25 protein-coding genes are annotated in these 26,480 nt (G+C 72.5%); 21 read left to right on the forward strand and 4 right to left on the reverse strand.

The window, feature by feature from the left end:
- The first annotated feature begins 21 nt into the window (after positions 1–21).
- The 8 genes from BSZ37_RS16155 (at position 22) to BSZ37_RS16190 (ending at position 5,892) form a co-directional block, all read left to right on the forward strand.
- The gene (locus BSZ37_RS16155; protein WP_095511546.1) at positions 22–573 is read left to right on the forward strand and encodes an ATP-binding protein; all 552 of its coding nucleotides are present in this window, start codon (positions 22–24) and stop codon (positions 571–573) included.
- On the forward strand, positions 573–1,709 hold the full coding sequence (locus BSZ37_RS16160) for a PP2C family protein-serine/threonine phosphatase (protein ID WP_095511547.1): 1,137 nt from the start codon (positions 573–575) through the stop codon (positions 1,707–1,709). Before BSZ37_RS16155 ends, BSZ37_RS16160 begins: the two co-directional genes overlap by 1 nt.
- 212 nt (positions 1,710–1,921) lie before the next feature.
- The gene (locus BSZ37_RS16165; protein ID WP_095511548.1) at positions 1,922–2,449 is read left to right on the forward strand and encodes a hypothetical protein; all 528 of its coding nucleotides are present in this window, start codon (positions 1,922–1,924) and stop codon (positions 2,447–2,449) included.
- Positions 2,450–2,845: 396 nt separating this feature from the next.
- The gene (locus BSZ37_RS16170) at positions 2,846–3,292 is read left to right on the forward strand and encodes a VOC family protein (protein WP_095511549.1); all 447 of its coding nucleotides are present in this window, start codon (positions 2,846–2,848) and stop codon (positions 3,290–3,292) included.
- Between the two features lies 1 nt (position 3,293).
- Entirely contained in the window at positions 3,294–4,151 is an 858-nt protein-coding gene (locus BSZ37_RS16175) for an endonuclease/exonuclease/phosphatase family protein (RefSeq protein ID WP_095511550.1), read from the forward strand.
- Position 4,152: 1 nt separating this feature from the next.
- Positions 4,153–4,743 carry a YdeI/OmpD-associated family protein gene (locus BSZ37_RS16180; protein ID WP_095511551.1) on the forward strand — a complete coding sequence of 197 codons (591 nt, stop codon included), beginning with the start codon at positions 4,153–4,155 and terminating at the stop codon, positions 4,741–4,743.
- Positions 4,744–4,767: 24 nt separating this feature from the next.
- Positions 4,768–5,532: a subclass B1 metallo-beta-lactamase gene (gene bla, locus BSZ37_RS16185; RefSeq protein ID WP_095511552.1), complete on the forward strand. Its 765-nt coding sequence runs from the start codon at positions 4,768–4,770 to the stop codon at positions 5,530–5,532.
- 39 nt (positions 5,533–5,571) lie between these two features.
- A complete protein-coding gene (locus tag BSZ37_RS16190; protein ID WP_095511553.1) occupies positions 5,572–5,892 on the forward strand; it encodes a putative signal transducing protein in 321 nt (106 codons plus the stop codon).
- A gap of 39 nt (positions 5,893–5,931) precedes the next feature.
- On the opposite strand, the gene BSZ37_RS16195 is transcribed toward BSZ37_RS16190, so the two are convergent.
- Positions 5,932–6,501, reverse strand: coding sequence for a GNAT family N-acetyltransferase (locus tag BSZ37_RS16195; RefSeq protein WP_095511554.1), 570 nt, complete (start codon positions 6,499–6,501; stop codon positions 5,932–5,934).
- A gap of 116 nt (positions 6,502–6,617) precedes the next feature.
- On the opposite strand from BSZ37_RS16195, the gene BSZ37_RS16200 reads away from it, so the two are divergent.
- From BSZ37_RS16200 to BSZ37_RS16210, 3 genes are all read left to right on the forward strand, one after another.
- Positions 6,618–8,912, forward strand: a complete 2,295-nt coding sequence (locus tag BSZ37_RS16200; protein ID WP_095511555.1) for a glutamine--tRNA ligase/YqeY domain fusion protein — start codon at positions 6,618–6,620, stop codon at positions 8,910–8,912.
- A 1-nt stretch (position 8,913) separates the two neighbouring features.
- A complete protein-coding gene (locus tag BSZ37_RS16205) occupies positions 8,914–9,435 on the forward strand; it encodes a GNAT family N-acetyltransferase (protein ID WP_095511556.1) in 522 nt (173 codons plus the stop codon).
- A gap of 225 nt (positions 9,436–9,660) precedes the next feature.
- Positions 9,661–9,960, forward strand: coding sequence for a putative quinol monooxygenase (locus BSZ37_RS16210; RefSeq protein WP_095511557.1), 300 nt, complete (start codon positions 9,661–9,663; stop codon positions 9,958–9,960).
- A 59-nt stretch (positions 9,961–10,019) separates the two neighbouring features.
- Here the strand turns inward: BSZ37_RS16210 and gltX are convergent, their stop codons facing one another.
- A complete protein-coding gene (gene gltX, locus BSZ37_RS16215) occupies positions 10,020–11,501 on the reverse strand; it encodes a glutamate--tRNA ligase (RefSeq protein WP_095511558.1) in 1,482 nt (493 codons plus the stop codon).
- Positions 11,502–11,646: 145 nt separating this feature from the next.
- Here gltX and BSZ37_RS16220 point away from each other — a divergent pair, with 145 nt between their 5' ends.
- Both BSZ37_RS16220 and BSZ37_RS16225 read left to right on the forward strand, forming a co-directional pair.
- Complete coding sequence (locus BSZ37_RS16220) at positions 11,647–12,075, forward strand: hypothetical protein (RefSeq protein WP_095511559.1); 429 nt, start codon at positions 11,647–11,649, stop codon at positions 12,073–12,075.
- Positions 12,072–15,296: a M4 family metallopeptidase gene (locus tag BSZ37_RS16225; protein ID WP_095511560.1), complete on the forward strand. Its 3,225-nt coding sequence runs from the start codon at positions 12,072–12,074 to the stop codon at positions 15,294–15,296. The genes BSZ37_RS16220 and BSZ37_RS16225 overlap by 4 nt, the downstream gene beginning before the upstream one ends.
- Before the next feature lie 23 nt (positions 15,297–15,319).
- Here BSZ37_RS16225 and BSZ37_RS16230 read toward each other — a convergent pair whose 3' ends face one another.
- Together BSZ37_RS16230 and BSZ37_RS16235 are read right to left on the reverse strand one after the other, a co-directional pair.
- Positions 15,320–15,826 (reverse strand): anti-sigma factor, encoded by a 507-nt coding sequence (locus BSZ37_RS16230; protein WP_095511561.1) that lies wholly within the window; start codon positions 15,824–15,826, stop codon positions 15,320–15,322.
- 1 nt (position 15,827) lies between these two features.
- Positions 15,828–16,424: an RNA polymerase sigma factor gene (locus BSZ37_RS16235; RefSeq protein WP_095511562.1), complete on the reverse strand. Its 597-nt coding sequence runs from the start codon at positions 16,422–16,424 to the stop codon at positions 15,828–15,830.
- 294 nt (positions 16,425–16,718) lie between these two features.
- Between BSZ37_RS16235 and BSZ37_RS16240 the strand changes: the two genes are divergently transcribed.
- The 8 genes from BSZ37_RS16240 to BSZ37_RS16270 all read left to right on the forward strand — a co-directional run bounded on the left by BSZ37_RS16240 (position 16,719) and on the right by BSZ37_RS16270 (position 26,229).
- The gene (locus BSZ37_RS16240) at positions 16,719–18,755 is read left to right on the forward strand and encodes a peptidylprolyl isomerase (RefSeq protein ID WP_095511563.1); all 2,037 of its coding nucleotides are present in this window, start codon (positions 16,719–16,721) and stop codon (positions 18,753–18,755) included.
- A gap of 2 nt (positions 18,756–18,757) precedes the next feature.
- Complete coding sequence (locus tag BSZ37_RS16245; protein WP_179299695.1) at positions 18,758–19,627, forward strand: peptidyl-prolyl cis-trans isomerase; 870 nt, start codon at positions 18,758–18,760, stop codon at positions 19,625–19,627.
- A gap of 139 nt (positions 19,628–19,766) precedes the next feature.
- Entirely contained in the window at positions 19,767–21,119 is a 1,353-nt protein-coding gene (locus BSZ37_RS16250; RefSeq protein ID WP_095511564.1) for a peptidylprolyl isomerase, read from the forward strand.
- Between the two features lie 77 nt (positions 21,120–21,196).
- Positions 21,197–22,189, forward strand: a complete 993-nt coding sequence (locus BSZ37_RS16255; protein WP_095511565.1) for an AAA family ATPase — start codon at positions 21,197–21,199, stop codon at positions 22,187–22,189.
- Positions 22,190–22,300: 111 nt separating this feature from the next.
- Positions 22,301–23,704: an amidohydrolase family protein gene (locus BSZ37_RS16260; protein WP_095511566.1), complete on the forward strand. Its 1,404-nt coding sequence runs from the start codon at positions 22,301–22,303 to the stop codon at positions 23,702–23,704.
- A 61-nt stretch (positions 23,705–23,765) separates the two neighbouring features.
- Positions 23,766–24,995, forward strand: coding sequence for an aminotransferase class V-fold PLP-dependent enzyme (locus BSZ37_RS16265; protein WP_218830532.1), 1,230 nt, complete (start codon positions 23,766–23,768; stop codon positions 24,993–24,995).
- Between the two features lie 266 nt (positions 24,996–25,261).
- A complete protein-coding gene (locus BSZ37_RS22150; protein ID WP_179299696.1) occupies positions 25,262–25,420 on the forward strand; it encodes a hypothetical protein in 159 nt (52 codons plus the stop codon).
- A gap of 35 nt (positions 25,421–25,455) precedes the next feature.
- The gene (locus BSZ37_RS16270; RefSeq protein WP_095511567.1) at positions 25,456–26,229 is read left to right on the forward strand and encodes a sigma-70 family RNA polymerase sigma factor; all 774 of its coding nucleotides are present in this window, start codon (positions 25,456–25,458) and stop codon (positions 26,227–26,229) included.
- Positions 26,230–26,480 lie beyond the last annotated feature (251 nt).

The raw sequence follows: 26,480 nt of genomic DNA on the forward strand, positions 1-26,480 counted from the left end.
TCGTCCCCCCGGACGCCGGCCATGCCGACCCACGCCTTCACCGACCTCGACCGGGCCGTCGACGCCTTCCACGTCGTCGCCGACGGCTGGGACGCCGACCGCTCGATGGTGAAGGCGCTCGGTGCCGACGGGCTCCACGTGCTCCGGCTGACGCTCCACGAGTGGATCGCCAACCTCGTCCAGCACGCGAGCTTCCCCGGCGAGGCCGAGATCGTGCTGACGGTCGAAGTGGAAGGCGACGTCGTCCGGTGCGCCATCGAGGACACGTCGGACGGGTTCGACCTCGCGGCTCACCTCGAGACCCAGCGGTCGATCCTCGACGCGCCGGCCCCCTCCGAGCGGGGGCGCGGCCTGCTCATGCTGGTCAGCTGCGCCGAGGACCTCGACTTCCGGCCGGCCTCCGAGGGCGTCCGCCAGCGGCTGGCGTTCGCCATGCGCGACCCCGCGGGCGGCGACCTCGGCGCCCTCTTCCGTCCCGCCGACCTCGAGCTCGACCCGGACCTCGCCCGCTCGATGGGCGACGGCTACCTCTCGGACGTCCCGGCCTCGGGCCCCTCTCCCCGACACCCCTGATGAGCGCGCGCCCCCACGTCCTGGTCGTCGAAGACAACAAGACGCTCCGGCGGCTCCTCGAGTACCGCCTGGGCAAGGTGTTCGACGTGTCCGTCGCCGAGAACGGCGAGAGGGCGCTCCAGGCCGTCGAGGTCCGGACGCCCGACATCATCGTCTCGGACATCATGATGCCGGTGATGGACGGGTTCGCCCTCCTCGCCGCGCTCCGCGCCGACCCGGCCACGCAGGCCATCCCGTTCATCTTCCTCACGGCCAAGTCCGACGACCTCAGCCGCCAGAAGGGGCTCAAGAAGGGCGTCGACGACTACCTCACGAAGCCGTTCGACGTCGACCGGCTCATCACGCGGATCGGCCAGATCGTCCAGCGGAGCCAGGTCTACCAGACGAAGCTCAACGCCAAGATCGGCCGTGACTTCTCGGACCGGCTCCTGCCCAAGGAGATGCCCGACGAGCCGGGCTACCGGACGGTCTTCTTCTCCCGCCCCAAGGAGGACGGCGGCGGCGACCTCTTCGACTGGACGCGCGCCCAGGATGGCTCCTACCTCTTCACGGTGGGCGACATCATGGGCAAGGGGCTCCAGGCCAAGTTCTACGCCTTCAGCTTCCTCTCGTACATCCGGAGCACGGTCCACGCCATGCTCCGGCACACGCTGAGCCCGGCGACGCTCATGACGCGGGTGAACGAGATGCTGATCCAGGACGCCGTCCTGGAGGAGACGTTCGCCTCCCTCCTCATCATGCGGTGGGAGCCGGACAAGAACCGGATCATCTACGCCAACGCGGGCCACTGCCGGCCCATCCTCGTGACGCCCGACGGGCCCGGCCTCGTCGAGTACTCGGACCTCATCCTCGGGCTCGACCCGAACACGACCTACGAGGACCGCCAGCTGGAGCTGCCGCCCGACAGCGCGCTCCTCTGCTACACCGACGGGCTCAACGAGCAGGTCACGAAGTCGGGCGCGATGTTCGGCGAGGCCGGCGTCGCGCTCGGCGCGCAGGCCGCGCGGACGACCGACCAGCCGGTCCACTCGCTCCTGTCGTGGCTCCTCCGGCGGAGCGAGGAGCCGCAGTTCGGCGACGACGTGCTGGTGTTCTGGCTCCAGCGGCTGCCCAACGCCGAGGCCCGCGCGGCGTAGCGCCGGCACGGACCTCCTCCGCCTCGGTCCCGAGGCGGGCGCAGTCGGCCGCGTCGGCGACGAGCGAATACGTGGCCCCGGATCGTCGCGCGATAGGGATCTGTCCCGTTCTGCCTCCTGCGAGCCGACTATCTTGGGCGTCCATGCACGGTATGCCGATTGGATGAATCGGCAGAAACATCGGTTGCACGGCGATCGCCACCCCGCCTCCCATGAGAGCCCTCGTCCTCACTCTCGGCGCCGCCTTGCTGTCGGCCTGCTCGCTGCTGCAGAGCGACGAGCCCGACGCCCCCACCTCCGCCAGCCTCGTCGTGACCGACCGGGCGAAATACGAGGCCCGGCTTGTGAGCGACGGCCGCGACGCGATCGTCTTCGAGGTCCCGTTCGAGATCCGCAACACGACGGGCGGCCCGCTCTACCGCGTCGGCTGCCGTCGGCCCCCGAAGCCCGTGCTCGAGAAGCTCGAAGGGGGCCAGTGGGTCACAGCATACTCGACCGGCGAACTCCTGTGCTTGAGCCCGCCGTTCGTGGTCGCGTCGGGCGAGACCGGTCGGGACACGCTCCAGGTCTACGGCCACCTCTCGGGGCAGGACACGCTGCCGGAATTCAGGACGGAGGTCGAGGGGACGTACCGGCTGCAGCTCGAACTGTACTCGAGTCTGACCAACGAACAGGCACCGCTCGGGGAGGCCCTCGTGCCGCTGGCGGACCGGGTCTCGAACACGTTCGAGGTCGAGTGAGGGGCGCCGTGCATCCCCTCAAAGAAGCTGAATAGATCGAGCGTGGCGTCTGGGCGCGACGAAACAGGGGCACTGGGCGAAGGGATGCGATTCCAAGATGAGATCTACACCGCCTCGGAGCTTCTCGGCGTTGTTGATCAAATGTGGGCCGCTCACCATCACTTGCCTGACTGCGTCAACATGCTATTCGATGCCGGGCGATTAGACGAGGCACACGACTTCACCCGCGACTCATTTGATGAACGGAGACCGCTTTAGCGGCCCGGACGATGGGCAACACTTTGGACCGGGGCGATGGGTGACCCAACGGAAGAAACTGAGCCAGTCTGGAGCCCCACCGAGGCGGACGCAGACGAAGATGCCCCGTCGTAGACTCGGACACGCCACGCTGCCCCGATGCGCCTCCTCCCGCTCGCCGCCCTCCTCGCCCTCGCCGCCTGCCAGTCCGCCGCGCCGCTCCAGACGGGCGCCACCGGGCTCGACCACGCCGCGATCCACGTCTCCGACCTGGACGCCAGCGTCGCGTTCTACGAGCGGGTGTTCGACCTCGACGAGATCCCGGCCCCCGGCGACCCCGCGGTCATCCGCTGGCTCGGCCTCGACGGCGCCGAGCTCCACCTGATCCACTACGAGGGCGACGTGCCGCCGACCACGAAGGCCGTCCACTTCGCGCTCCGCGTGCCCGACCTCGACGCGCTCGTGGACCGGGTCGAGGCCCTCGGCGTGCCCTACTCCGACTGGCCCGGCGCGGCGTCGACGCTGAGCGTCCGCGGCGACGGGATCCGCCAGATCTACGTCCAGGACCCCGACGGGTACTGGATCGAGGTCAACGACGTCCGCTGACATGCTGCGACTCCTCGCCCTCATTCTGTTCGCGCTCACCCTCGGCGCGTGCGCGTCGTCCCGGCCGAGCGCCGACGCCGAGCCGGTCCGCGTGATGTCGTTCAACATCCGCGTCGACGTGGCCTCCGACGGCGAGGACGCGTGGCCGAACCGGGTCGAGGCCGTCGCCGCCACGATCCGCGAGGCCGACGTGGTGGGCCTGCAGGAGGCGACGCCGGCCATGCTCGACACCCTCATGGCGCGGCTCCCCGAGTTCCGCCGGTTCGGCGTCGGCCGCGACGCCGACGGCGGCGGTGAGCAGAGCGCGATCCTCGTCCGCCGTGACCGGTTCGACATCGTCGCGGGCGGGACGTTCTGGCTCTCCCCCACCCCGTCCGAGGCGGGCAGCGTCGGGTGGGACGCCGCGCTCCCCCGCATCGCGACGTGGGCCCGCCTCGACGACGCCCGGGGCCGGACGTTCACGATCCTCAACACGCACTTCGACCACATGGGCGAGACGGCGCGGACGGAGAGCGCGGCGCTCGTCGCCGACCGCGCGGTCGAGCTCGCCGGTCGGGGCCCGCTCGTCGTCACCGGCGACATGAACGCGACGCCCGATTCCGACGCCTACGCCGCGCTGGCGGCCGCGCTCGGCGACGCCCGGCTCGTCTCGGAAACGCCGCCAGCGGGCGGCGATGCGACGTGGAACGCCTTCGGGAGCGCGACCGACGACCGGCGCATCGACTACGTGTTCGTGAACGACCGCGTCCGCGTCCTCCAGACGGCGACGCTCGACCGGGCGATCGGCGACGTGCTCGGGACCCGCGACGCGCGGCTCCCCTCCGACCACCACGCCGTGACGGCGACCCTCACGTTCTGAGGTGCCGGAGCCGCCCCCCAACCACGTTCACCCGGAGAGCCGGGCCGAGTGGCGCGCGTGGCTCGAAGCGCACCACGACCGCGACGAGGGCGTCTGGCTCGTCCTCTACAAGAAGGCCACGGGCAAACCCACGCTCACCGTCGACGAGTACGTGTCGGAGGCCATCGCCTTCGGGTGGATCGACAGCACGCCGAAGAAGGTCGACGCCGAGCGGTCGGCGGTGTGGGTCGCCCCGCGGAAGCCGGGCTCGAACTGGTCGCGCCTCAGCAAGCAGCGCGCGGAACGGATGGAGGCGGCCGGGCTCATGACCGAGGCGGGCCGGGCCGCCATCGACCGCGCCCAGGCCGACGGCACCTGGACGATCCTCGACGACGTGGAAGACCTCGTCGTCCCCGATGACCTCGGGGCCGCGCTCGACGCGAACCCGCCGGCCCGTGCCGAATGGGACGCGTTCCCGCCCTCGGCACGACGCGGCATCCTGGAGTGGATCGTCAACGCCAAACGGGACGCCACGCGTGCGAAGCGGATCGAGGAGACGGCCCGGCTCGCGCGGGTCGGAAAGCGCGCGAACCAGTGGCCGCGCGAGGGGTAGGCGGCTCGTCCTCCCCACCCCGGCATGGCCCGCCTCGGTCTCCTCGTCGCCCTCCTCGCCGGCTGCGCCTCCGCGCCCGTCGCCCCCTACGCCCACCCGACGGCCGACGACGTGGCGCCTGGCGAGATCGCACTCCGCCAGATCCGCCCCGGCGTCTGGGTCCACGTCTCGACGTCCGACCTCGGCAACGGGCTGATCTACCCCTCGAACGGGCTCGTCGTCCGCGACGGCGACGGCGTGTGGCTGGTCGACACGGCGTGGGGCGAGGCGGCGACGGCCGCGCTCCTCGACGCCGTCGAGGCCGAGATCGGGCTGCCGGTCCGCGGCGCCGTCGCCACGCACTTCCACGACGACCGCGTCGAGGGCGCCGACGTGCTCCGCCAGCGCGGCATCCCCGTCTACGCCTCGTCGCTGACGCAGCGGCTGGCAGCCGCGGAGGACAACGCCGTCCCGTCCGATTCTCTCGCGGGGCTGACCGTCCCGGGCACGGCCGTCCGCCTGGGCCCGCTCGAGGTGCTGTACCCCGGCGGCGGCCACACCCGCGACAACCTCGTCGTGTACGCCCCCGGGGCCGGCGTCCTCCACGGCGGCTGCGCCGTCCACGAGATGGCGCGGACGCACGCCGGCAACGTCGCCGACGCCGACCTCGACGCGTGGCCGGAGTCGCTCCGGCTCGTGCGCGAGCGCTACCCCGAGGTGGAGGTCGTCGTCCCCGGCCACGGCTACCCCGGGGGGGCCGAGTTGCTCGACCACTCGATCGAGATCGTCGAGGCGGCGCAACAGGACTGAGCGGCGGGCCGTACCCGACATTCGCTGCCTCCCGTCGCCATGACCCGCGTCTTCAGCCACCCCGACCCCGCCATCACGCACCTCGTGCTCAACCGCCTCGAGCAGCTCGGGGTCGACGCCGTGGTCCAGGGTCAGGCGAATGGCCGGGGGATGGGCGAGATCCCGCCGATCGCCGCGTGGTCCGAGGTCTGGGTCGCCGACGGCGCGTCTCTGGCGGACGTCGAGGCCGCCGTGGCCGAGGTCACGGCCGAGCCCGTTCCGGACTCCGAGAACTGGACGTGCCCGACCTGCGACGAAGTCGTCGGAGGCCAGTTCAGCGCGTGCTGGGCGTGCGGGACGTCCGCGCCCGACGTGGCATAGACGCCGCCTCCGCCCGCCTCGACGTCGAGGCGGGCCGGGTCAGCCGTCGAAGTCGGCCGCGAGGAGGCCGTACATCGCGCTGTCCTTCCACGAGCCAAACGTGAACCACCGCTCGCGGAAGTAGCCCTCGCGCACGAACCCGAGCCGTTCCAGCAGCCGGATCGACCCGGTGTTGGCGGGGTCCACGTCCGCCTCGACGCGGTGGAGGTCCATCCCGTCGATCCCGAACCGGATCAGCGTGCGGACGGCGTCGGACGCCAGCCCGCGCCCGACGCGGTCGGGCCGGAGGATGAACCCGACGTCAGCGCGTCGATTTTGCCGGTTCCAGGCCCCGAGCGTCGCCGACCCAATCATCCGGTCGTCCGCCGGTTCGGTGATGGCCCACTGAAAGAGCGCCCGGTCACGGGCGTTCGCCTCGATGCCCTCGCGATAACGGCGGGCGGCGTCGAGGTCGTCGAGGGGTCCGTGGCTCCAATAGCGGAGGTGCGCGGGGTCCTCGAAGACGGCCAGCAGGTCGGCGTCGTCGGCCGGACGGACGGCGCGGAGGCGAACCCTCCCGCCGTCAAGCGTCGGGAGGCCAGCGGCGAACGGGTTGGAGGCATCAGCCATGGCGACGGGAGGCGGGAGGTGGCACAGACGGCCGTTTCCGAGCGGTCTCCACTACACGCGGGGACAGCGACCCCGGGTTCGTCGTTAGCCTCCGACTCGCCCCCCTCCCCCGCTCCGTGGACCGAGAGACCCCGAAGAACAACTTCCTCCGCGACATCGTCGCCGCCGACGTCGAGGCCGGCACCTACGACGGGCGTGTCGTGACGCGCTTCCCGCCCGAGCCCAACGGCTACCCACACATCGGCCACGCCCAGTCGATCTGCCTCAACTTCGGGCTGGCCGAGCAGTTCGGCGGGGCGACCAACCTCCGCTACGACGACACGAACCCGGAGGCCGAGTCCCAGGAGTTTGCCGACGCCCTCCTCGACGCCGTCCGCTGGCTGGGCTTCGAGCCGGCCGAGGTCCGCTACGCGAGCGACTACTTCGAGCAGTTCTACGCGTGGGCGCAGGGCCTCGTCCGGAAGGGGCTCGCCTACGTCGACAGCCAGTCGGACGAGGAGATCCGCCAGACCCGGGGGACGGTCACCGAGGCGGGGACCCCCAGCCCGTATCGCGACCGGTCCGTCGAGGAGAACCTCCGCCTGCTCGAGGAGATGAAGCGGGGCGAGCACCCCGACGGCGCCCACGTCCTCCGTGCGAAGGTGGACCCCGGGCCCGGCGACGACTGGCCCGTGATGGGCCACCCCAACATGAAGCTCCGGGACCCGCTGATGTACCGGATCCGCCGCGACGCCCACCACTACCGCCGCGGCGACGAGTGGGCCATCTACCCGCTCTACGACTGGGCCCACGGCCAGGGCGACGCCATCGAGGGGATCACGCACTCGATCTGCACGCTCGAGTTCGACGTCAACCGCCCGCTCTACGACTGGTACCTCGACGCGATCGGGGTCGAGGAGCCGCGGAACCACCAGCACGAGTTCGCGCGGTTCAACCTCGACTACACCGTGATGAGCAAGCGGAAGCTCCGCCAACTCGTCGAGGGCGGCCACGTCTCGGGCTGGGACGACCCCCGGATGCCGACGATCGCCGGGCTCCGCCGCCGCGGCGTCCGTCCCGAGGCGCTCCGGCGCTTTTTCGCCGACCTCGGCGTGACGAAGGTCAACGGCTCCGTCGAGATCCAGCAGCTCGAGTACGCCCTCCGCGACGACCTCAACCACGTCGCCCGGCGCGTGATGGCCGTGACGGACCCGGTCAAGCTCACGATCGAGGGCGTCGACGGGACGACCGAGGTCGACGCGCCGTACTGGCCCCACGACGTGACCCCGCCCGCCTCGGCCCCCGAGTCCCGGACGCTGCCGCTCTCCGCCGCGGTCTGGATCGAGCGCGACGATTTTTCCGACGACCCGCCGAAGGGCTGGAAGCGCCTCGCGCCCGGCGTGGCCGTCCGCCTGCGGCACGGGCCCGTCGTCGAGTGCCTCGGCGCCGAGCGCGACGAGGCCGGCGAGATCACCCACATCCACGCCCGGCTGACGGAGGACGCCAAGCCGACCGGCGTGATCCACTGGGTCGACGCCGAGCAGGGGCTGCCCGCGTCGTTCCGGATGTACGACCGCCTCTTTTCGGTCCCCGACCCCGCCGGGGCCGACGACTTCCTGAGCACGCTCAACCCGGACTCGCTGGTCGAGAAGACCGGCTACGTCGAGCCTAGCGTGGCCGACGATCCGCCCGACACGCGGTACCAGTTCGAGCGCATCGGGTACTTCTGGCGCGACCCCGAGGACTCGCTGCCCGGGGCGCTCGTGTTCAACCGGATCGTGGCGCTCCGCGACAGTTGGGCCAAGAAGGAGGAGCCGGCCGCTCCCGCCTCGGCGCCCGAGCCGAAGGAGCCGGCCGCGCCCGCCGGTCCTCGAGATCCCGCCTCGGCACTCTCGGACAAGGAGCGAGAGACGTACAGCGCGCTCGTCGTGCGCGGCGTGGGCGAGGAGGAGGCTGCCGTGCTCGCCGCCGACCCGACGCTCCGGTCGCTGTTCGAGTCGGTCCTGACGGCGTCCGGCAAGCCCCGCGAGGCCGGTGCCCTCGTGGTCCACGACCTCCGACGCGCGCTCGGCGACCGCGACCTCTCCGACTCGAAGGCCGAGGCGGACCAACTCGCGGCCGTGCTCGGGCTCGTTGACGACGGGACGCTGACGCGGAACGCCGCGGGCGAGGCCGTCGCCGCGCTCGTCGAGGAGGGCGGGACGGCCGAGGCGGCCGTCGAGCGCCGTGGCCTGGCCGCCGTCCGCTCCGCCGACGCCCTCACGCCGGCGGTGGACGCGGCCCTCGCCGACAACCCGGATGAGGTCGCGCGCTACCGCGCCGGGGAGGAGCGGCTGTTCGGCTTCTTCGTCGGCCAGGTCATGCGGCGGGCCGGCAAGGGCGCCGACCCGAGGGCAGTCCAGGAACTGCTCCGCCAAAGGCTAGCCGGGTAGCGTGGAGATTCGTCCCGCCACGCTCTCCGACGTCGGCCCGCTCCGCGACCTCGCCGAGCGGTCGTTCCGCGCGGCGTTCGCCGACCAGAACGATCCGGCCGACATGGACGCGTACGTCCTGGAGACCTTCACGTCGGAGCGCGTCCGCGCCGAGATCGACGATCCCGACAACCGCTTCCTCCTGGCGGTAGACGGCGGCGCGCTCCTCGGCTACGCCAAGCTCCGCGACGGCGACGCGGACCCGTCGGTGACCGGCCCGGCGCCGATCGAAATCGAGCGGATCTACGCGGCGCCCGAGTCCATTGGCCGAGGCGTCGGGCGAGCGCTCATGCAGGCGTGCCTGGACACGGCCGCCGCGATGGACCGCGAGACGATCTGGCTCGGCGTCTGGGAGCGAAACGACCGCGCCATTGCTTTCTACGAGCGATGGGGCTTCGAAACGGTCGGCGCGCACGGCTTCCAGCTGGGGTCGGACCCGCAGACGGACCTCGTGATGGCTCGCGCCGTCGGGCAGATCATCTGAGGCGAGGAGGAAGCGAGTCGGTCGGCCCCCGTCGATGCGGAGGGAGCCGGATCCGTCCACCGCCTCGCCGGTGGGCGCGGTCCCGGCCGCCCACACCATGCGACTCGTCCCCCTCGGCCTCCCGCCCCGCTGAGGTCGGACGGAGCCGCACATCCGATGTGGGATCGAACAGGGACGGCGACGGCCGGTTGGATTGGTCCCGTCCCTCCTCCCCCTCTCCGACCCATGGCCACCGAACAGAAAGCCCTCCTCGCCCGTCTCCACGCCAAGCCCGGCAAGGAGGCTGAAGTCGCCGCGTTCCTCAAAAGCGCGCTCCCGCTCGCCCAGCAGGAGGACGCCACGATCAGGTGGTACGCCCTCCAGCTCGACGACACGACCTTCGGCATCTTCGACACGTTCGCCGACGACGACGGCCGTCAGGCCCACCTCGACGGCGACATCGCCGCGGCCCTCATGGACAAGGCCGACGAGCTGCTGGACCGGCCGCCGCAGATCGAGCAGGTCGACCTGCTGGCCGCGAAGTAGCGCCCGGCTCCTCCAGCCTGCCCGCCTCGGTCGACGCGCCGAGGCGGGCGGGGTCAGGTTTAGCCCAGCGTGTCGGCCGCCTTCCGGAGCCGCCGGACCGTGGCCTCCCGCCCGATCACGACGAGCGTCTCGAACATCCCGGCGCCGGCCGGCGTGCCCGTCGCCGCGAGGCGGACGGGGTGGATGATCCGGCCGAAGCCGACGGCCTCGTCCTCCGCGAGCCCGCGCATGGCCGCCTCGGTGCTCGCCTCGGTAAAGTCGGCGTCGGCCTCGAGGCGGTCGGCGTAGAGGGCGACGAGGCGGGCGGAGTCGTCCTTCCAGCGCTTCTTAACGCCGGAGGGGTCATACGCGTCCGGGTCACCGAAGAGGTAGTCGGCGTCGGCGAGGTCGGACGTCTTGTCGAGCCGCTCGCGGAGGAGCCCGGCGGCCGCGACGAGCGCGGCCGCGTCGACCGCCCCGTGCTTGGCCTCGACGGCCGGGCGGGCCCGCTCGGCGATCTGCTCCGGCGACAGCTGGCGGAGGTGCTGGCCGTTGAACCAGAGGAGCTTGTCCATCGAAAACTGGACGCCGCTCTTCCCGATCCGCTCGACGTCGAACACGGTCACCAGCTCGTCGAGCGTGAACAGCTCGCGGTCGTCGCCGGGGTTCCAGCCGAGGAGCGCGAGGAAGTTGACGACGGCCTCCGGCTCGAACCCGGCCTCGCGATACTGGACCACACTGACGGGGATGTTGAGGCGGTCGGCCGAGCGCTTCGAGAGCTTCCCACCCGTCGGGCTCATAATCAGCGGGAGGTGCGCGAGGCGCGGCGGCGTCCACCCGAGCGCGCGGTACATCAGGAGGTGCTTCGGGACCGACGACAGCCACTCCTCACCGCGGATCACGTCGGTGATCCCCATGTGATGATCATCCACGACGTTGGCGAGGTGGTACGTCGGCATCCCGTCGCTCTTGACGAGGACCTGATCGTCGACGGTCGCCGTCTCGAACACGACGTCGCCGCGGACGCGGTCCGTGAACATCACCGTCTCCTCCTCCGGCACCATCAAGCGGACGACGTGCTCATCGCCCCGCTCGATCCGGTACTGGACCTGATCCGCGTCCAGCGTGAGCGAGTTCGCCATCTCGCCGCGCGTCGAGGCGTCGTAGGTCGGGTTCGGGTTCGCGTCCGAGCGATGGCGCTCCTTCATCGACTCGATCTCTTCCGGCGTGTCGAACGCGACGTAGGCGTGGCCGCCGTCGATGAGGCGCTGCGCGGCCTCCGCGTAGAGGTCGCGGCGCTCCGACTGGCGGTACGGGCCGGCGTCGCCGCCTTGGGTCGGTCCTTCGTCGACCGTCAGGCTGGCCCAGGCGAGACCGTCGAGGATGTCCTGCTCGGCCTCGGGGACGTAGCGGGACCGGTCGGTGTCCTCGATTCGGAGGACGAACGTGCCGCCCGTCTGCCGGGCCAGGAGGTAGTTGTAGAGCGCCGTGCGGAGGCCGCCGATGTGGAGGAGGCCGGTGGGCGAGGGCGCGAAGCGGACGCGGACCGGGGCGTCGGACATGCGAGGGGGGGGGAGCGGGGGTCAGAACCTATCTCGTGCCCCGACGCTTCGCCCGGAGGGTTTGTGAGGACCCGCGACAATTCTGGAGAGCCGTGAGCCCGTCTGCCCCAGGATTCCGCTTGGGGAGGAGACGCCCCCCGTTTCCATGGCCCGCCTCGTCTTGCTCACCTCCCTCCTCGTCGCCGGCTGCGCCGGCACGCCCGAGGCCGCCCCTCCGGCTCCGCCCGACTTCGCGCTCGCGTTGAGCCAGGGCGGAGGCTTCGCCGGCCGCTGGAGCGGCGTCGAGGTCGACGCCCGAGGCACCGTCACCACCTGGGAGGGAACGGGAGCCGACCGCAGGACGACGACCACCGACACGCTCGACGCCGCGGAACTCAGCGCCCTCTGGGACCGCCTCGACCCGGTCTTCTTCGACACCGACGTCGACGCCCCCGGCAACCTGACGGCCCGCATGGAGGCGTCGGGCGATGGGCGCGTCCACGCCACCGCCTGGGAGCCCGGCGCCCACGCCGCGCTCGACTCGCTCTACGCCGGCCTCACCCGCCTCCTCTCCTCAAACGCCGCAGTCCAATGACCGTTCGCCACACGCTCTCCGTCGTCCTCGCGGTCCTGCTGGCTGCCCTCGTCGCCGTTCCCGCCACGGCACAGAAGCGAACCGACGACCGGCGCCCATTGACCGGCCTCGACGCCGCCTCGATCCCGACCTACCCGTCCGTCCAGGCCTTCCTGGACGCGCGAGGCTCCGCCGCCCAGCCGGCGCTCCGTGACGCCGCGACGCCCGTGACCTCGGGTCGTCTCGCCCCGCTGGCGGCGCCCATCCGCCGGTCCCTCGGGGCGTTCACACCCAGCACAGGGGTCGCCCCGATCCGCGTCGAGCGGGCCCCGAACGGGACCGTCCGCTGGATGGAGGGCGATCTCAGCGCCGGCCTCGCGCAGCTCCGCACGTCCGGCACGGCAGGGCGCATCGCCGCGGCCCAGCTCGTCCTCGACGCCTATGCCCCGACGCTCCTCCTCGACATCCCGTCGGCCGAGCTCGCCCTGACTGACGCGGACACGGACGGGCTCGGCGCCACGCACGTCCGGTTCGCCCAGACCTACCAGGGCGTCCCTGTGTGGAACGCGGAGGTCCTCGTCCACCTCGACCGCGACGGCGCGGTCTACGCCGTCAACGGGACGTACCAGCCGACGCCGCGCGGCGTCGGCGTCACGCCGACGCTCTCGGCTGCCGACGCCCGCAGCGCGGCCGTCGCCGCGCTCGACGCGCTCGGACGGTGGCAGCCGCTCCCGGAGGGGACGGCCCGCTGGCTCGGGATCGAGGACGAGGCGCCCCGCCTCGTGATCTACCGGGATCCCAACGGGGCGCACCGTCTCGCGTACGCCATCGACCTCCACGCCAACCTGATCGAGTCGTACGAGATGATCGTCGACGCCCACTCGGGCGACGTGCTGGAGCGGCTGCCGCGGTTCTGCTCGTTCCTCCACGGCGAGCCCGCACCGCTCCTCTCGCTCGACGCGCCCCACCTGCTGGCGGCCCCGGCCGGCCGGGCCCAGTTCCAGAATGCCCAGGGGGTCGACTTGAACGGTGTGACGCAGTCGTTCCGGACCTGGCAGGCGGACGACGGGACCTCCTTCATGCTCTCCGACCTCGACAACCTCAACCCGGCCGCCTCGACGCTGCCGAGCAGCCAGTCCGGCGGGACGCTCACGCTGACGGCCAACTTCCAGGACATCGAGCAGGACCCGGGGCTCAACTACATCACGTCGACGAACAACACGTGGACGGACCCCGCGTCGGTTTCGGCGAGCTACAACATGCCCGTGACCTACGCCTACTTCCGGGACACGTTTGGCCGGCGAGCCATCGACGGCAACGACGAGTCGATGATCTCCGTCGTCCACATCAACAGCAACGGCCAGTCGCTGGCGAACGCGTTCTGGACGGGGCGGCTGATGGTCTACGGCAACGGGGACGGCGTCAACTTCGGGCCGTTCGCGGGCTCCCTCGACGTCTCGGCCCACGAGATGTCGCACGGCGTGATCCAGCACACGGCCGACCTCGTCTACAAGAACCAGCCGGGGGCGCTCAACGAGTCCATCGCCGACGTGTTCGGGATCATGGTCGACCGCGACGACTTCCTCTCTGCCGAGGACATCGTGATCGGGTCGATCGCGGGACGGGACCTGGAGAACCCGGACAACCCGGCCCTCGACCAGCCGCAGCCGGCCCACATGGACCAGTTCCAGCAGCTCCCCGAGAGCGTCGACAACGGCGGCGTCCACGTCAACAGCGGGATCCCCAACAAGGCCGCCGTGCTCGTGATCAAGGCCATCGGCCGCGAGAAGACGGAGCAGATCTGGTACCGCGGGCTCTCGAGCTACCTCACGCGCGAGAGCCAGTTCATCGACGCCCGGCTGGCGATGGAGCGCGCCGCACGTGACCTCTACGGCGACGGGGGCGCCGAAGTCGGCGCGGTGAGCGCGGCGTTCGCAGCGGTCGGCATCGGTGAGGCGACCGGTGGCGGGGGCGGTTCCGACGGCGGGGTCGACGACCTCCCCCCGCTCGCTGGCGGCCAGTCGCTCGTCACGTTCCTCACGGGGTCCGGCACCGTCGGCCTCCTCGACCTCACGGACCCGCAGAACGTGACGGCCGGCCTCCTCCCCGACGCCGTGGCCCGGTTCTCGGTGGAGGACGCCTCGCAGGTCTCGGCCCCGCGCGACGGCACCTCGGTGTGGTACGTCGACGCGCAGGGGCGGCTCGCCTTCGCGGACACGCAGACCGGCGCCGTGAGCACGTTCGACGGGGTATACGTCGCGGAACCGGGCGACCTCTGGACGGCGTCGATCGCGCCGGACGAAAGCATGGTGGCGCTCGTCTCCGCGTACCTCAACGACCCCCGGATTTACCTCTTCGACGGCACGAACTTCGGGGCCGTCGACCTCCTGCCGGAGACGACCGTGGAGGGCATCCGCGACGAATCCATCGACTTCCCGGACGTCGTGACGTGGTCGCCGAACGAGGCCGCCCCTCTCCTCACCTTCGACGCCTACCACGAGGTCCAATACGGGCCACTCGGCGCGCCCCTCGGGTCCCAGGTCGGCTACTGGGCGCTCCACGAACTCGACCTCGCGTCCGGGCGGATCTACGACCTCCTCCCGCCCCAGTCGTCCGGCGTCAACATCGGCAACCCGACGTACAGCAAGACCGACCCCGACGTGCTCGCCTTCGACGTGGCCGACCAGACCGGGGTCGAAACGTACGTCGTCGACTTCTCGGCCGGCACGGTGACGCCGCTCGGCACCTCGTCGTTCTCCGTCGAGGGCGCGTCCGTGACGGACGCGCAGCGGCCCTCGTTCTCCCCCGACGACCAGACCGTCGTCGTGTCGTCGCCCTCGACGGCCTCGCTCCTCTTCGTCGACCGACAGAGCCTCCAGGCGTCGTACCTGGCGTTCTCCGAACCGATCTACAATCCGTCGTGGTTCATGCTCGGCGGGACCCCACAGGGCAACACGCCCGCCGAGGGCGCCCCGCTGGCGACGATCGCGTTGGGGGCCCCCACCCCGAACCCGCTCGCGTCATCGGCCCGCGTACCGTTCACGCTCGCGGCGTCCGGGGCGGTGCGGCTGTCGGTGTTTGACGCCCTGGGCCGACGGGTCGCGACGCTCGTCGACGGGGACCGACCGGCGGGTGAGCACGCCGCGACGTGGAACGCAGCGGGTCTGGCCGGGGGCGTCTACCTCGTCCGCCTCGAAGTCGCCGGCGCCGTCCGCACCCGGACGGTCACGGTCGCGCGCTGACTCGGGAGCCCCCCCGTTGCCGCTCAGTCGGTGGCGGGGCGGGCGGTCCGCGGGGCCTCGACCGTCACGCCGGGGTCGATGAGGTAGAGCGACCCGTCTTCGAGGACGGCCTCGACGACGCGTTCATCCAGCGTCTGCGGCGGAGCGGCAGGATCGGAGGCGAGGACGCTGCCCAGGAACGCGGCCACGCACACGATGGCGAGCATGGCGCCGACGGAGACCCGCTGGCGGAGGGCGCCGCCGAGCGCCGAGCGGTCGGCCCGGCGCATCCGGGCGCGGCGCGACTGGCGGCGGACGCGGTCGAGCCGCGAGAACAGCGCCGCGTCGGCCGAGGCGGGCACGGCGAGGGGCTCCTGGCGCGCCGCGAGGCGGAACGTGAGGAGCGCGTCGAACTGCGTGCGGCAGTCGGCGCAGGTGGCGAGGTGGGCGAACAGGTCGGGCTGGCGGGCCGGGTCCAGCTCGCCGTCGACGTACTCGTTGAGGAGGACTTCGGCGTCCTCGTCGGGGCAGGGGAACAAGGCGAACGTCATCTCAGCGGACGGGGGCGGCGACGGCAGGGACGGACGCCGGCCCCGGCGCCTCGTCGGGGTGGAGCCACGGCCGGAGGATCTCGCCGATCTTCCGGCGGGCCTTGAACAGCTTGCTCTTGACCGAGGACTCGGTCGTCTTGGTCACGGCCGCGATCTCGGCGTAGCTCAGGTTCTGGTACTCCCGGAGCACGACGACCTCGCGGTAGCTCGGCGAGAGCTGGTCGAGCGTCCGGCTCACGAGCTCGGCCTGCTCGCTCTTGAGGAGGTTCCCGAACGGCGTGGCGCCGCGCGACGGGGGCTCTGGCGCCTCGGGCTCGAAGCCGACCTCGCGGCCCCGCTTGCGGAGCGCGTTGAGGCACTGGTTCCGGGCGATTGTGAAGAGCCACGCCTTGAACGACGTCGAGTTGAGGAGGCGCTCGCGGTGCTCGTAGGCCCGCGCGAACGTCTCCTGGAGGAGGTCCTCCGCGGCCGTCCGGTCGAGCAGCATCTTGGCGCAGTAGGCGAAGATGGCGCCCTTGTAGCGGTCGTAGAGCGCGACGAAGGCGAACTCGTCGCCCTGGCGGAACGCGTCGATCAGGGCAGGGTCGTCGGGCGGCATCGGCGACGGAGGGTGTGTCTGGTGTCGAGACACGCGATCGAACGGATCGTTGCTCTCCGCTCGTGTTTTTCTCCATCGTCCCTTGACGGACCGCCCTCAAGCGGCGGCGGCCTCCGCCTCGGCGAGGCGGCGCCCGAGGCGGAGGAGCGCGCAGCCGCTCGGGTCCGAGCGCGGGCGACCCGCCGGGGGCGTTTTCGCCGCACCTTGGAGGGACCGGGGAAACCCCGCGGTTAGCTTCCTCGCCCGAGACGCGCCGGAGAGGCCGGCGCGCAGACTCCCCCCTTTCGAGCCGAGATGCCCACGCCCCGCCTCGTCCTTTTCACGTTCGCCGCCGCGATCCTCGCCGGGTGCGGCGGGTCCCGCCCGTCGACCGAGCCGGCCCCGCTGGGGCCCGACGGGACGCCCATCGTCGCCACCTGGAGCGCCGACACCCTCACGCTCGCCGCCCTCGACGCGGCCTACGCCGCCACCGACGGCGCCGTCGTCGACACGACGCAGACGCCGCTCGCGCGCCGCCAGGACTTCCTCGAGCGCTACGTCGACTTCCAGCTCAAGGTCCTCGCCGCGCGCCAGGCCGGCTACGCCGACGACTCGTCGTACGTCGCCGAGGTCGCTGAGTACCGCGACCAGCTCGCCGGCCCCTACTTCACCGACCGCCGGATCCTCGACGCCATCATCGAGGACCTCTACTCCAAGCAGGCCGAGCAGATCGCCGTCTCGCACGTCCTGTTCCTCCTGAGCCCGGCCGAGCGCGACACGGCCGCCGTCTACGCCCGCGCCAACGCGTTGCGCGACTCGATCCTCGCCGGCCAGATCTCGTTCGGCGACGCCGCCGCCCAGTACTCCGAGGACCCGTCGGCCGCGTCGAACCGTGGCGACATTGGGTGGATCACGGGGGGCCGGACGGTCCTCGCCTTCGAGGACGCGGCCTACGACACGCCGGTCGGCGAGGTCTCGGAGCCGGTCCGCACCCGGTTCGGCGTCCACCTCGTCCACCCGACGGCGCGCGAGGCCAACCGGCCGGAGATCCGCGCCAGCCACATCCTCATCCGGACCTCCGACGAGGTCTCGGTCGACTCGGCCCGCGGCGTCATCGCGTCGCTCCGCGAGCGCGTCCTCGCGGGCGAGGACTTCGCCGAGCTGGCGCAGGAGTACTCCGAGGACCCGGGCTCCGGCGCCCGCGGCGGCGACCTCGGCATGTTCGGCCGCGGCCGGATGGTGCCGCCGTTCGAAGAGGCCGCCTTCGCGCTCCAGACCCCGGGCGACCTCTCGGAGCCGGTCGAGTCGCGCTTCGGCGTCCACCTCATCCAGCTCACCGAGGTCGCCGAGCGGCCGACGTACGAGGAGGCCTACCCCGAGCTCCGCTCGCTGGCGCTCCGGCTCCCGCGGTCGGCCGTCCGCCGTCAGGCCGTCGGGCGCGAGTACATCGACGAGGTCGGCGGGAGCTACGACGAGGCGCTCGTGCGCGAGGCCGTCGAGCAAGTCCCCTCCGACTCCCTCGTGGCGTTCGTCCGCGCGGAGGGCTTCGGGACCTACAACGACCAGACGTTCGCGACCGTCGGCGACTCGACCTACCAGTTCTCGGAGCTCGTCCCGGTCGTCTCACGAATGCGGTTCGGGCCGCACCCGGCCGGCGAGGTGATCGAGACGTTCCGCGCCTACGTCGACGAGAAGGCCGTCGAGCTGGCGATCTCGCGCCTGGAGGACCGCGACCCCGAGTTCGCCCGCGTCTTCCGGAGCTACGCCGACGGGGTCCTCCTCTTCCGGATCGCCGAGGACAGCGTGTGGACGCCGGCCAAGGAGGACACGGCCGGGCTCCGCGCCTACTTCGACGCGCACCCGGGCGAGTTCCGCTGGCCCGAGCGCCGCCGCGCCTTCGCGTTCCGCGCCGCCTCCGACTCGCTCCTCCGCGCCGTCGCCGCCGACCTCGACGCGGGCATGAGCGCCCCCGAGGCGTTCCGCGCCCGCCAGGCCGAGATCGACGCCAACCGGATCCGCCTCGACACGGTCTTCGTGGCCGACTCGACGGGCTCGACGCTCGACGCGGTCCTCAGCCTCCAGGTCGGCGACCGGAGCGAGGTCGCCCTCGAGCGTGCGCAGCGCGTCCTCTACGTGCTCGACGGCATCGAGGCCCCGCGGGACAAGACGTTCCAGGAGGCCCGCGCTGAGATCATCACGCGGTACCAGGACCAGGTCGAAGACGAGTGGGAGGCCCGCCTCCGCGCGCGCTACGACGCCGAGACCTACCCCGAGCGCGTGCCTGCCCAGTCGTCGGTGACGCTGCCCGAGCCGGAGGGCGCACCGACCGTGATCTCCAACGGCGCCCGGTAGCCTTGTCGGGACGCGTCCTCGTTCTCCTCGCACTGGCGGCGCTCGCCGCCTGCGCCGACACGCCGCCGCCCGACGCCCAGGGCGGCGGCACCGTCGTCGCTCGCGTGGGGGAATCGACGCTGACGGAGGGGGACGTGGCGGACGCGCTGGGCGACGTCCCCGCCAGCCTCGACAGCGTGACGGCGCGCGAGCAGGTCGTCGAGCAGTGGGTCCAGCGCGAGTTGCTCGTGCAGGAGGCCCGCCGCCAGGGGCTCGACCAGGACCCGACGGTCCGCCGCCGCCTCGCCGAGGCGGAGCGGGCCGCGCTCGAGCTGGCCGCGCTCAACGCCCACTTCGACCGCGTCCCGGCCACGCCGTCCGACGCCGAACTCCAAGCGTACTACGACCGGCACCGCGAGGCCCTCGCCCTCCGCGAGCCGTACGTCCGGCTCCGCCACCTCCGCCTGCGCGACCCGTCGCGCGCCGAGGACGCCCGCGCCTCGTTCCAGCGCGCCGTCGCCTCGGCCGTCCCCGACTCGCTCTTCGCCCTCGTCGCCCGCGAGTACGCCGACGACCCCGAGGGGGCCGTGGCCTTCTCCTCCGAGTACGTCTCCGAGAGCCAGATCGGCGCGCTCGACGACGTGCTCGCCGAACGGGTGTCCGCGCTCCCGGCCGGCGCCCAGGTCGCCGCGGTGCCCGTCGGCCGCGTGGTCCACGTGGTCCAGGTGGTCGACCGCGTGCCGGCGGGGACGGTCCCGCCGTTCCGGCTCGTCCGCGACGAGCTCGCCGAGCGGGTCGGCGTGCAGCAGCGGCGCGACGCCTCGGCCCGGCTCCTCCAGCAGCTCCGGGCCGAGGCCCGCTCCCGCGGCGCCCTCGAGATGCCCGAGGAGTGACGTCCCCGGTGAGGCGCGATGGGTCCGCCCGCCTCGGCGACACGCCGGGCCCGTCCAGCGCTCCCGCTCTCCACGCCGTTCTCGCGCAATACGGCGGCCCCTCCGGCCGTACTGCCCCCCGACCGATCCTTCCCGCCTGATGCGACCGATTCTCTCCGCCCTCCTCCTCGTCGTCGCGGCCGGTGCCGTGGCCCAGCCGGTGGCCCCCGGCCAGCGCCTCGACGGCATCGCCGCCGTCGTCGGCGAGCAGGTCGTCCTCTACTCCGAGGTCGACGCCCTCGTCCAGCAGACGACGCAGGGACGCGAGGCGCCGCCGGACCTCTGGAGCCGCGCGCTCGACCGCCTCGTCGACCAGCGCATCGTCATCGCGCGGGCCCGGCAGGACACGACGCTCAACGTCACCGACGACATCGTCTCGCAGCGGGTCGACCAGCAGGTGGCCCAACTCGCGGCGCAGGTCGGCGGCGAGCCCCAGCTCGTCCAGGCCTACGGCCGCTCGATCGACGAGATCAAGGTGTCGGTCCGCGAGGACGTCCGCGACGAGCTCCTGCTCCAGCAGTACCAGGGCCGCCGGATGCGCGAGGTCAAGGTGACGCCGGGCGAGGTCCGCGACTGGTTCGACCGGATCCCGGAGAGCGAGCGGCCCGAAGTGCCCGAGCTCGTCCGCGTGGCGCACATCGTCAAGATCCCCGCCAGCGACGAGGCCGGCGAGGCCCGCGTCCGCGCTTTCGCCGAGACCCTCCGAGACTCGATCCTCGCCGAGCAGGCCACCATCGAGGACCTCGCCAACCGGTACTCCGACGACCCCGGCAACACGAACCGCGACGGGACCCAGAACGGCGGGCTCTACACGACGCTCCGCCTGACCGACCTCGAGCCGCGCTTCCAGGCCGCCGCCGCCGCCGCCGAGCCGGGCGACATCTCGCCCGTGTTCGAGACGCCGTTCGGCTACCACGTCCTCCGCGTCAACTCCCGCGACGGCAACCGGATCTCGTTCAACCACATCCTCCTCCAGGTCGAGGTGGGCGAGGACGAGGCCGAGGCGGCGCGCGAGACGCTGTCGGTTCTCCGCGACTCGATCCAGGCCGGGACGCCGTTCGAGGCCATCGCCCGCCGCCACTCCGAGGAGCCCCAGAGCGCGGCACGCGGCGGCTACGTCTCCGTCCCCCAGACGCGCCAGCGCGACCTCTCGGCCGAGGGCCTCGGCCCCCAGTGGCGCGCGACGATCGACACGCTCGAGGTCGGCGAGATCTCGGAGCCCGCGCCCGTCACCCTCGCCGACGCCGAGGGCACGCAGGCCTTCCACATCGTCCTGCTCCAGAAGCGGACGCCGGCCCACCCGCTCTCCGTCACCGACGACTACGCGCTCTTGAGCCAGTACGCGCTCCAAGAGAAGCAGAACGAGGTGCTCCAGGAGTGGGTCGACGACCTCCGCGAGACGGTCTACGTCGACATCCGGGCCGAGCAGTACCAGCCGCCGGCGGGCGGCTAGCGGCCGTGTGATCTTGGAGGCCCGGAGGCGACCGTCTCCGGGCCTCTTCTCGTTTCCCCTCTTCCGCGCCCCTCTCCATGCCCATCGACCCGAAAGACCCCGCCGCCGTCGACGCGCTGGCGGACGCCTACCGCCAGCTCCGCGCCGAGGTCGGCCGGGTCGTGGTGGGGCAGGAGGCGGCCGTCGAGGGGCTCGTCGTGGCGCTCCTGGCGCGCGGCCACACGCTCCTCGTCGGCGTGCCGGGCCTGGCCAAGACGCTCCTCATCCGGACGCTCTCGGACGCGCTCGAGCTCTCGTTCCGGCGGATCCAGTTCACGCCGGACCTCATGCCGAGCGACATCACGGGCTCGGAGGTCGTCGAGGAGGAGCCGGGCACGGGCCGCCGCGCGTTCCGGTTCGTGAAGGGGCCCGTGTTCGCCCACGTGATTCTGGCCGACGAGATCAACCGGACGCCGCCGAAGACGCAGGCGGCGCTCCTGGAGGCGATGCAGGAGGGCCACGTCACGGCGGCCGGCCAGACGTTCGACCTCCCGAAGCCGTTCTTCGTCCTCGCCACGCAGAACCCGATCGAGCAGGAGGGGACGTACCCGCTGCCGGAGGCCCAGCTCGACCGGTTCATGCTCAACCTGTGGCTCGACTACCCGCCGTTCGCAGACGAGGTCGCGATCGTCAAGGGCACGACCTCGGGCGAGGCGGCGGAAATCCGCCCCGTTCTCTCGGCCGACGACCTCGGCGCGTACCAGGCGCTCGTCCGCAACGCGCCCGTGGCCGACCACGTCGTCGAGCACGCCGTCCGGCTGGCGTCGCGGACGCGGCCCGGCCGTGACGGCGCGCCCGACTTTGTGACGCAGTACCTCTCGTACGGCGCCGGCCCGCGCGCGAGCCAGTACCTCGTGCTCGGGGCCAAGGCGCTCGCGCTCCTCGACGGCCGTGTGACGCCCCTCGCGGCCGACGTCGACCGGATCGCGGTGCCCGTCCTGCGGCACCGGATCGTGACCAACTTCAACGCGGAGGCCGAGGGCGTGTCGAGCGTCGACGTGATCGAGCGGCTCGTCGGGCTGGGCGACTAGGAAGGGGGCGGGCGACCCGGTCCGCCTCGGGCCCGAGGCGGAGGGAGCTGGCCTGCGGTGCGCAACTCCCGGAGCGAGCGGCCGTCGGGTGAGGCCCCTCCCCCTTCCGCCATGCGCCTGCTCCTCGCCCTCCTCCTCGTCCCCCCCGCGCTCGGTCAGGACCTCGCGATCCGCGACGTCCACCTCATCGACGTCGAGGCGGGCGTGGTCGTCCCCGACCAGACCGTCGTGGTCGCCGACGGGCAGATCGTCGCCGTCGGCACTGACGTGGGGGTCCCCGACGGCGTCGAGGTCGTCGAGGGCGACGGCCGGTACCTGATGCCGGGCCTGTGGGACATGCACGCCCACCTCCGGCACCCGATCGCGCCGACGATCATCTTGCCCCAGCTCATGGCCCACGGGATCACGGGCGTCCGCGAGATGGGGTCCGAGTGCGAGAACAAGGACGACCCGGTCTGCCTCGACCAGATGCTCGCGTGGCGGGACCAGATCGCAGGCGGGACGCTCGTCGGGCCGCGGCTCATCGAGCTGAGCAGCTTCCCGCTCAACCCGCCGTGGGACTATGCCGTCGCCGAGGACGAGGCGCGGGCGATCGTCCGGGAACTCCACGGCCGCGGGGTCGACCTCATCAAGACGTACTACCGGCTCTCGCCAGAGGCCCTGGGGTGGATCGCCGACGAGGCCGCCGCGCTCGGGATCTACGCGGCCGGCCACCTCCCGCTGGCCATGACGACCGCCGAGGCGGCCGCGGCCGGCGTCCGGAGCGTCGAGCACACGCGCGACCTCCTGTTCGACTGCTTCCCCGGCTCGGCCGCGTTCCGCGCCGAGGCCCACTCGCAGAACCCACCGCCCGCCGTGATGCGCGCGATGGTCGAGGACCACGACCCGGCCGTCTGCGACGCGACGTTCGAGGCGATGATCGCCCACGGCACGGCGTACGTCCCGACCCACGTGACGCGCCGGATGGACGCGCTGGCCGACGACCCGGCGTTCCGCGACGACCCGCGACGTCGCTTCCTCCCCGCCATCGTCTGGGACTCGTGGCAGGCCGACGCCGACCGGATGATCGCCCTCGACCCGTCGCCCGAAGGCCGGGCGACGGGCCGCGCGTTCCACCGACTCGGGCTCGACCTCACGCGGCGTGCCCACGAGGCCGGCGTGACGGTCCTGCTCGGGACCGACGGCGGCGACACGTACAGCTTCTTCGGGTCGAGCGCCCACGACGAGTTGGCGCTCCTCGTCGAGGCCGGCCTCTCCCCCGCCGACGCCCTCGCCGCCGCCACGATCCGCCCCGCCGAGTTCGTCGGCCTCGGGGGCACGTTCGGGACCGTCGAGGCGGGCAAGCACGCGGACCTCATCCTCGTCCGCGCCGACCCACTCACCGACATCGAAAACGTCCGCCAGATCGAGGCCGTGATCCTCGGTGGGCGGCTCTTCGACCGGGACTCGCTCGACGCCCTGCGAGAGCGCGTCGAGGCCGCCGTCGCCGCGATGGACGCTGAGGAGGCTCCTTAGCCTGAGCACGAGTCCGCGAGCGCGCTCGCCCGTAGACTCCGGGGCCCTCGCCCCCCCGCCCGTGCTCGACCTCCGCGACCGCTTCGTCACCCCTCCGTCACCCGCCGCCGAGCTCCGCGCCTTCACCCACGGGCTGATGCCCCGGACCGTCCCCGCCCTCATGGCCGGGTTCTGCGAGGACTGGGCCGAGCGCGGCGTCGACGCCTGGAACCGCGTGCCCGACCGGTGGGGCCTCGGCCACGACACCGGCTGGTGGTCGATGCCCGAGGACCTCGCCGACGCCTACGTCGCCCCGATGCTGGCGGCGCCGGCCGGGACGTGCGTCCTCCAGCCGAACGTCCACTGGACGGTCCAGGCGCTCTTGTCGTGCGACGGGCCGTTCGAGGGGCGCGACGAGGTGGTGATGACGGAGGGCGAGTTCCCGTCGGTCCGCCACTCGGTCCAGCGGTGGGCCGGCCTGCGCGACCTCCGCCCCGTCGACGTGTCCGCAAACGCCGATTGGGCCGTCGACCTCGATGCCATCGCCGACGCCATCACCGACCGTACGGCCTGGGTCATCGTCTCACACGTCGGGTTCGCGACCGGCGAGGTGATCCCCGACGCCGACCTCCGCCGGCTCGCCGATGCCGCGCACGCCCGGGGGGCGCTCCTCGCCGTCGACGGCTACCACGCGACGGCCTCCCTGCCTCAGGACGTCGAGGCCATCGGGGCCGACGTCTACTTCGGCGGCTTGCTGAAAGAGGCCTGCGGGTCGAGCGGGAACGCCTACCTCTACGTCCGCCCCGGGCTCGACCTCCGGCCTCGCCTCGCCGGCTGGTTCGCCGACGCCGAGCCGTTCGCCTTCGCCCCCGCCCCGGCCGACCACCCCGAGGTGCGTCGTCGCTTCCTGGGCGGCACGACGGCCGTCGCGTCGATGTACCACGCCGTCGAGGGCCTGCGGATTCTGCTCGACGTCGGCATCGACGCCGTCCGCGCTGACACCCTCGCCAAGGGCGCGCGCGGGATCGAGCGGGCCGACGCGCTCGGCCTCCCGCTCCGCTCGCCCCGCGAGGCCGCCCGCCGCGGCGCCATGGTCGTCTTCGAGATCGACGCCGCCGACCGGCTCGTCCGCTGGCTCAAGACGCAGGACGTCTACGTCGATGCGCGGCGCGGGCGGCTCCTCCGGTTCTCGCCGTTCGTGTGGAACCCGGTCGAGGACGTCGACCGGCTCTTCGACGCCGTCGAGGAGGCCCTCGCCACCGGGGCCCACCGGGAGCTCCCGGAGATCGACGAGGGCGGCCCCGTCACGTAACGAATCTGCCCCGCGCCACGCCGATTCTACCCGAGGGGTTACGAATCCGTACCGGCCCCGCCCGTTGATTGGGGCCCGCGCGGCGTCGGACGATTACGGACGAGGAGCGGCCCGTCGAGCCCTCTGACGCAGCGTGGGGTCGTCGGAACGTTCCATGGTGGGCGGCTGATGTGGCGCGGCGAGGCTCCCGACGAGCCCGGGCGGGGAGCGGGGCAGACGATGGCACCGCCCTTGCGGAAGGGATCGGTACGCCTCCCACCTCACCCGTGCCCGCCTGGTCCCTCCGCTCCGCCGCCGTCCTCTGCCTCGCCGCGCTCGCCGCGCGACCGGCGGCGTCGCTCCTGGAGACCCTCGGACTCGCCGCCGCCGCGCTCGTCGTGGCCGCGCTGGCCGTCCGCCCGGCGGGCCGCTCGCGCCTCGCCTGACCGGCTCACCCCACCGGGCCGCGCCGCTACCGACCATGACCTCTTCGCTCCAAGACGCCGTCGAACGCTACTGCGCCGAGCGCGACGCAAACGGAACCCGCGCTGACGACTACGCCCGCTCCGTGGCCGTCGCCGCCCTCCCGCTCGTCCGCTCGCTCTCGCGGCGGATCGCGCTCCCGGACCACCCGCTCGCGTCCTACGCCGACCTCGAGAACGCGGGGATGCTGGGGATGCTCCAGGCGCTCGGGAGCTACGACCCCTCGCGCGGGACGCCGTTCGCGTCGTTCGCCTACGGCCGGATCCGAGGCTCCCTCGTCGACTTCCTCCGCACGATCGACTGCCTCAGCCGGGACCGACGGCGCCGCGTGGCCGAGGCCAACCGGACCGCCCAGACGCTCCAGCAGGAGCTCGGCGACGAGCCCCGCGCCGCCCAGGTCGCCGACCGACTCGGAGTGAGCGTCCGGTCCTACAACCGGCTCCTCGGCGACGCCCAGCAACGGTTCGCCCTCTCGCTCTACGACGGCCAGGGCACCGACCGGCCCTCCCCCATCGACACGCTCCCGGCCCCCGACGTCGAGCCGGCCGACGCCGACGCCGAGCGCCGGTCGCTCTACGCCTTCGTCGAGGCCCTCGTCGAGCGGCTCCCCGAGCGCGAGCAGCGGATCGTCCACCTGTACTTCTTCGAGGGCCTGACCCTCCGCGAGATCGCCGGCGAGTTCCACCTCACCGAGGCGCGGATCTCGCAGATCCTCTCCAAGACGCTCCGGACGCTCCGCGGGCGGATGGACCAGCACGCCGTGGCCGCCTAGCCACGCCCCCGACTCCCGAGAGGGAGAGAGAGAGCGATGGGCCGAGGCCCGGGGAGACCCGGCCTCGGTCGATCGTTTGGTGCCGGCCCTGCAGTCGGGCCCAGCGCGGGCCCGAGGCGGCCCGCCTCGGTGGCGACGCGGGGCGGGCCGACGGGACTCCTCCGTTTTTTCCCCCAGGATGCCCCCGGGGCCTCCCGTATCTTCTCCGCCCCTACGAGTCGGCCCACGTGCGCCGGCTCGTTTCTGGTTTC

Origin of the sequence: Rubrivirga marina (assembly GCF_002283365.1) — a bacterium.
Taxonomy (GTDB): domain Bacteria; phylum Bacteroidota; class Rhodothermia; order Rhodothermales; family Rubricoccaceae; genus Rubrivirga; species Rubrivirga marina.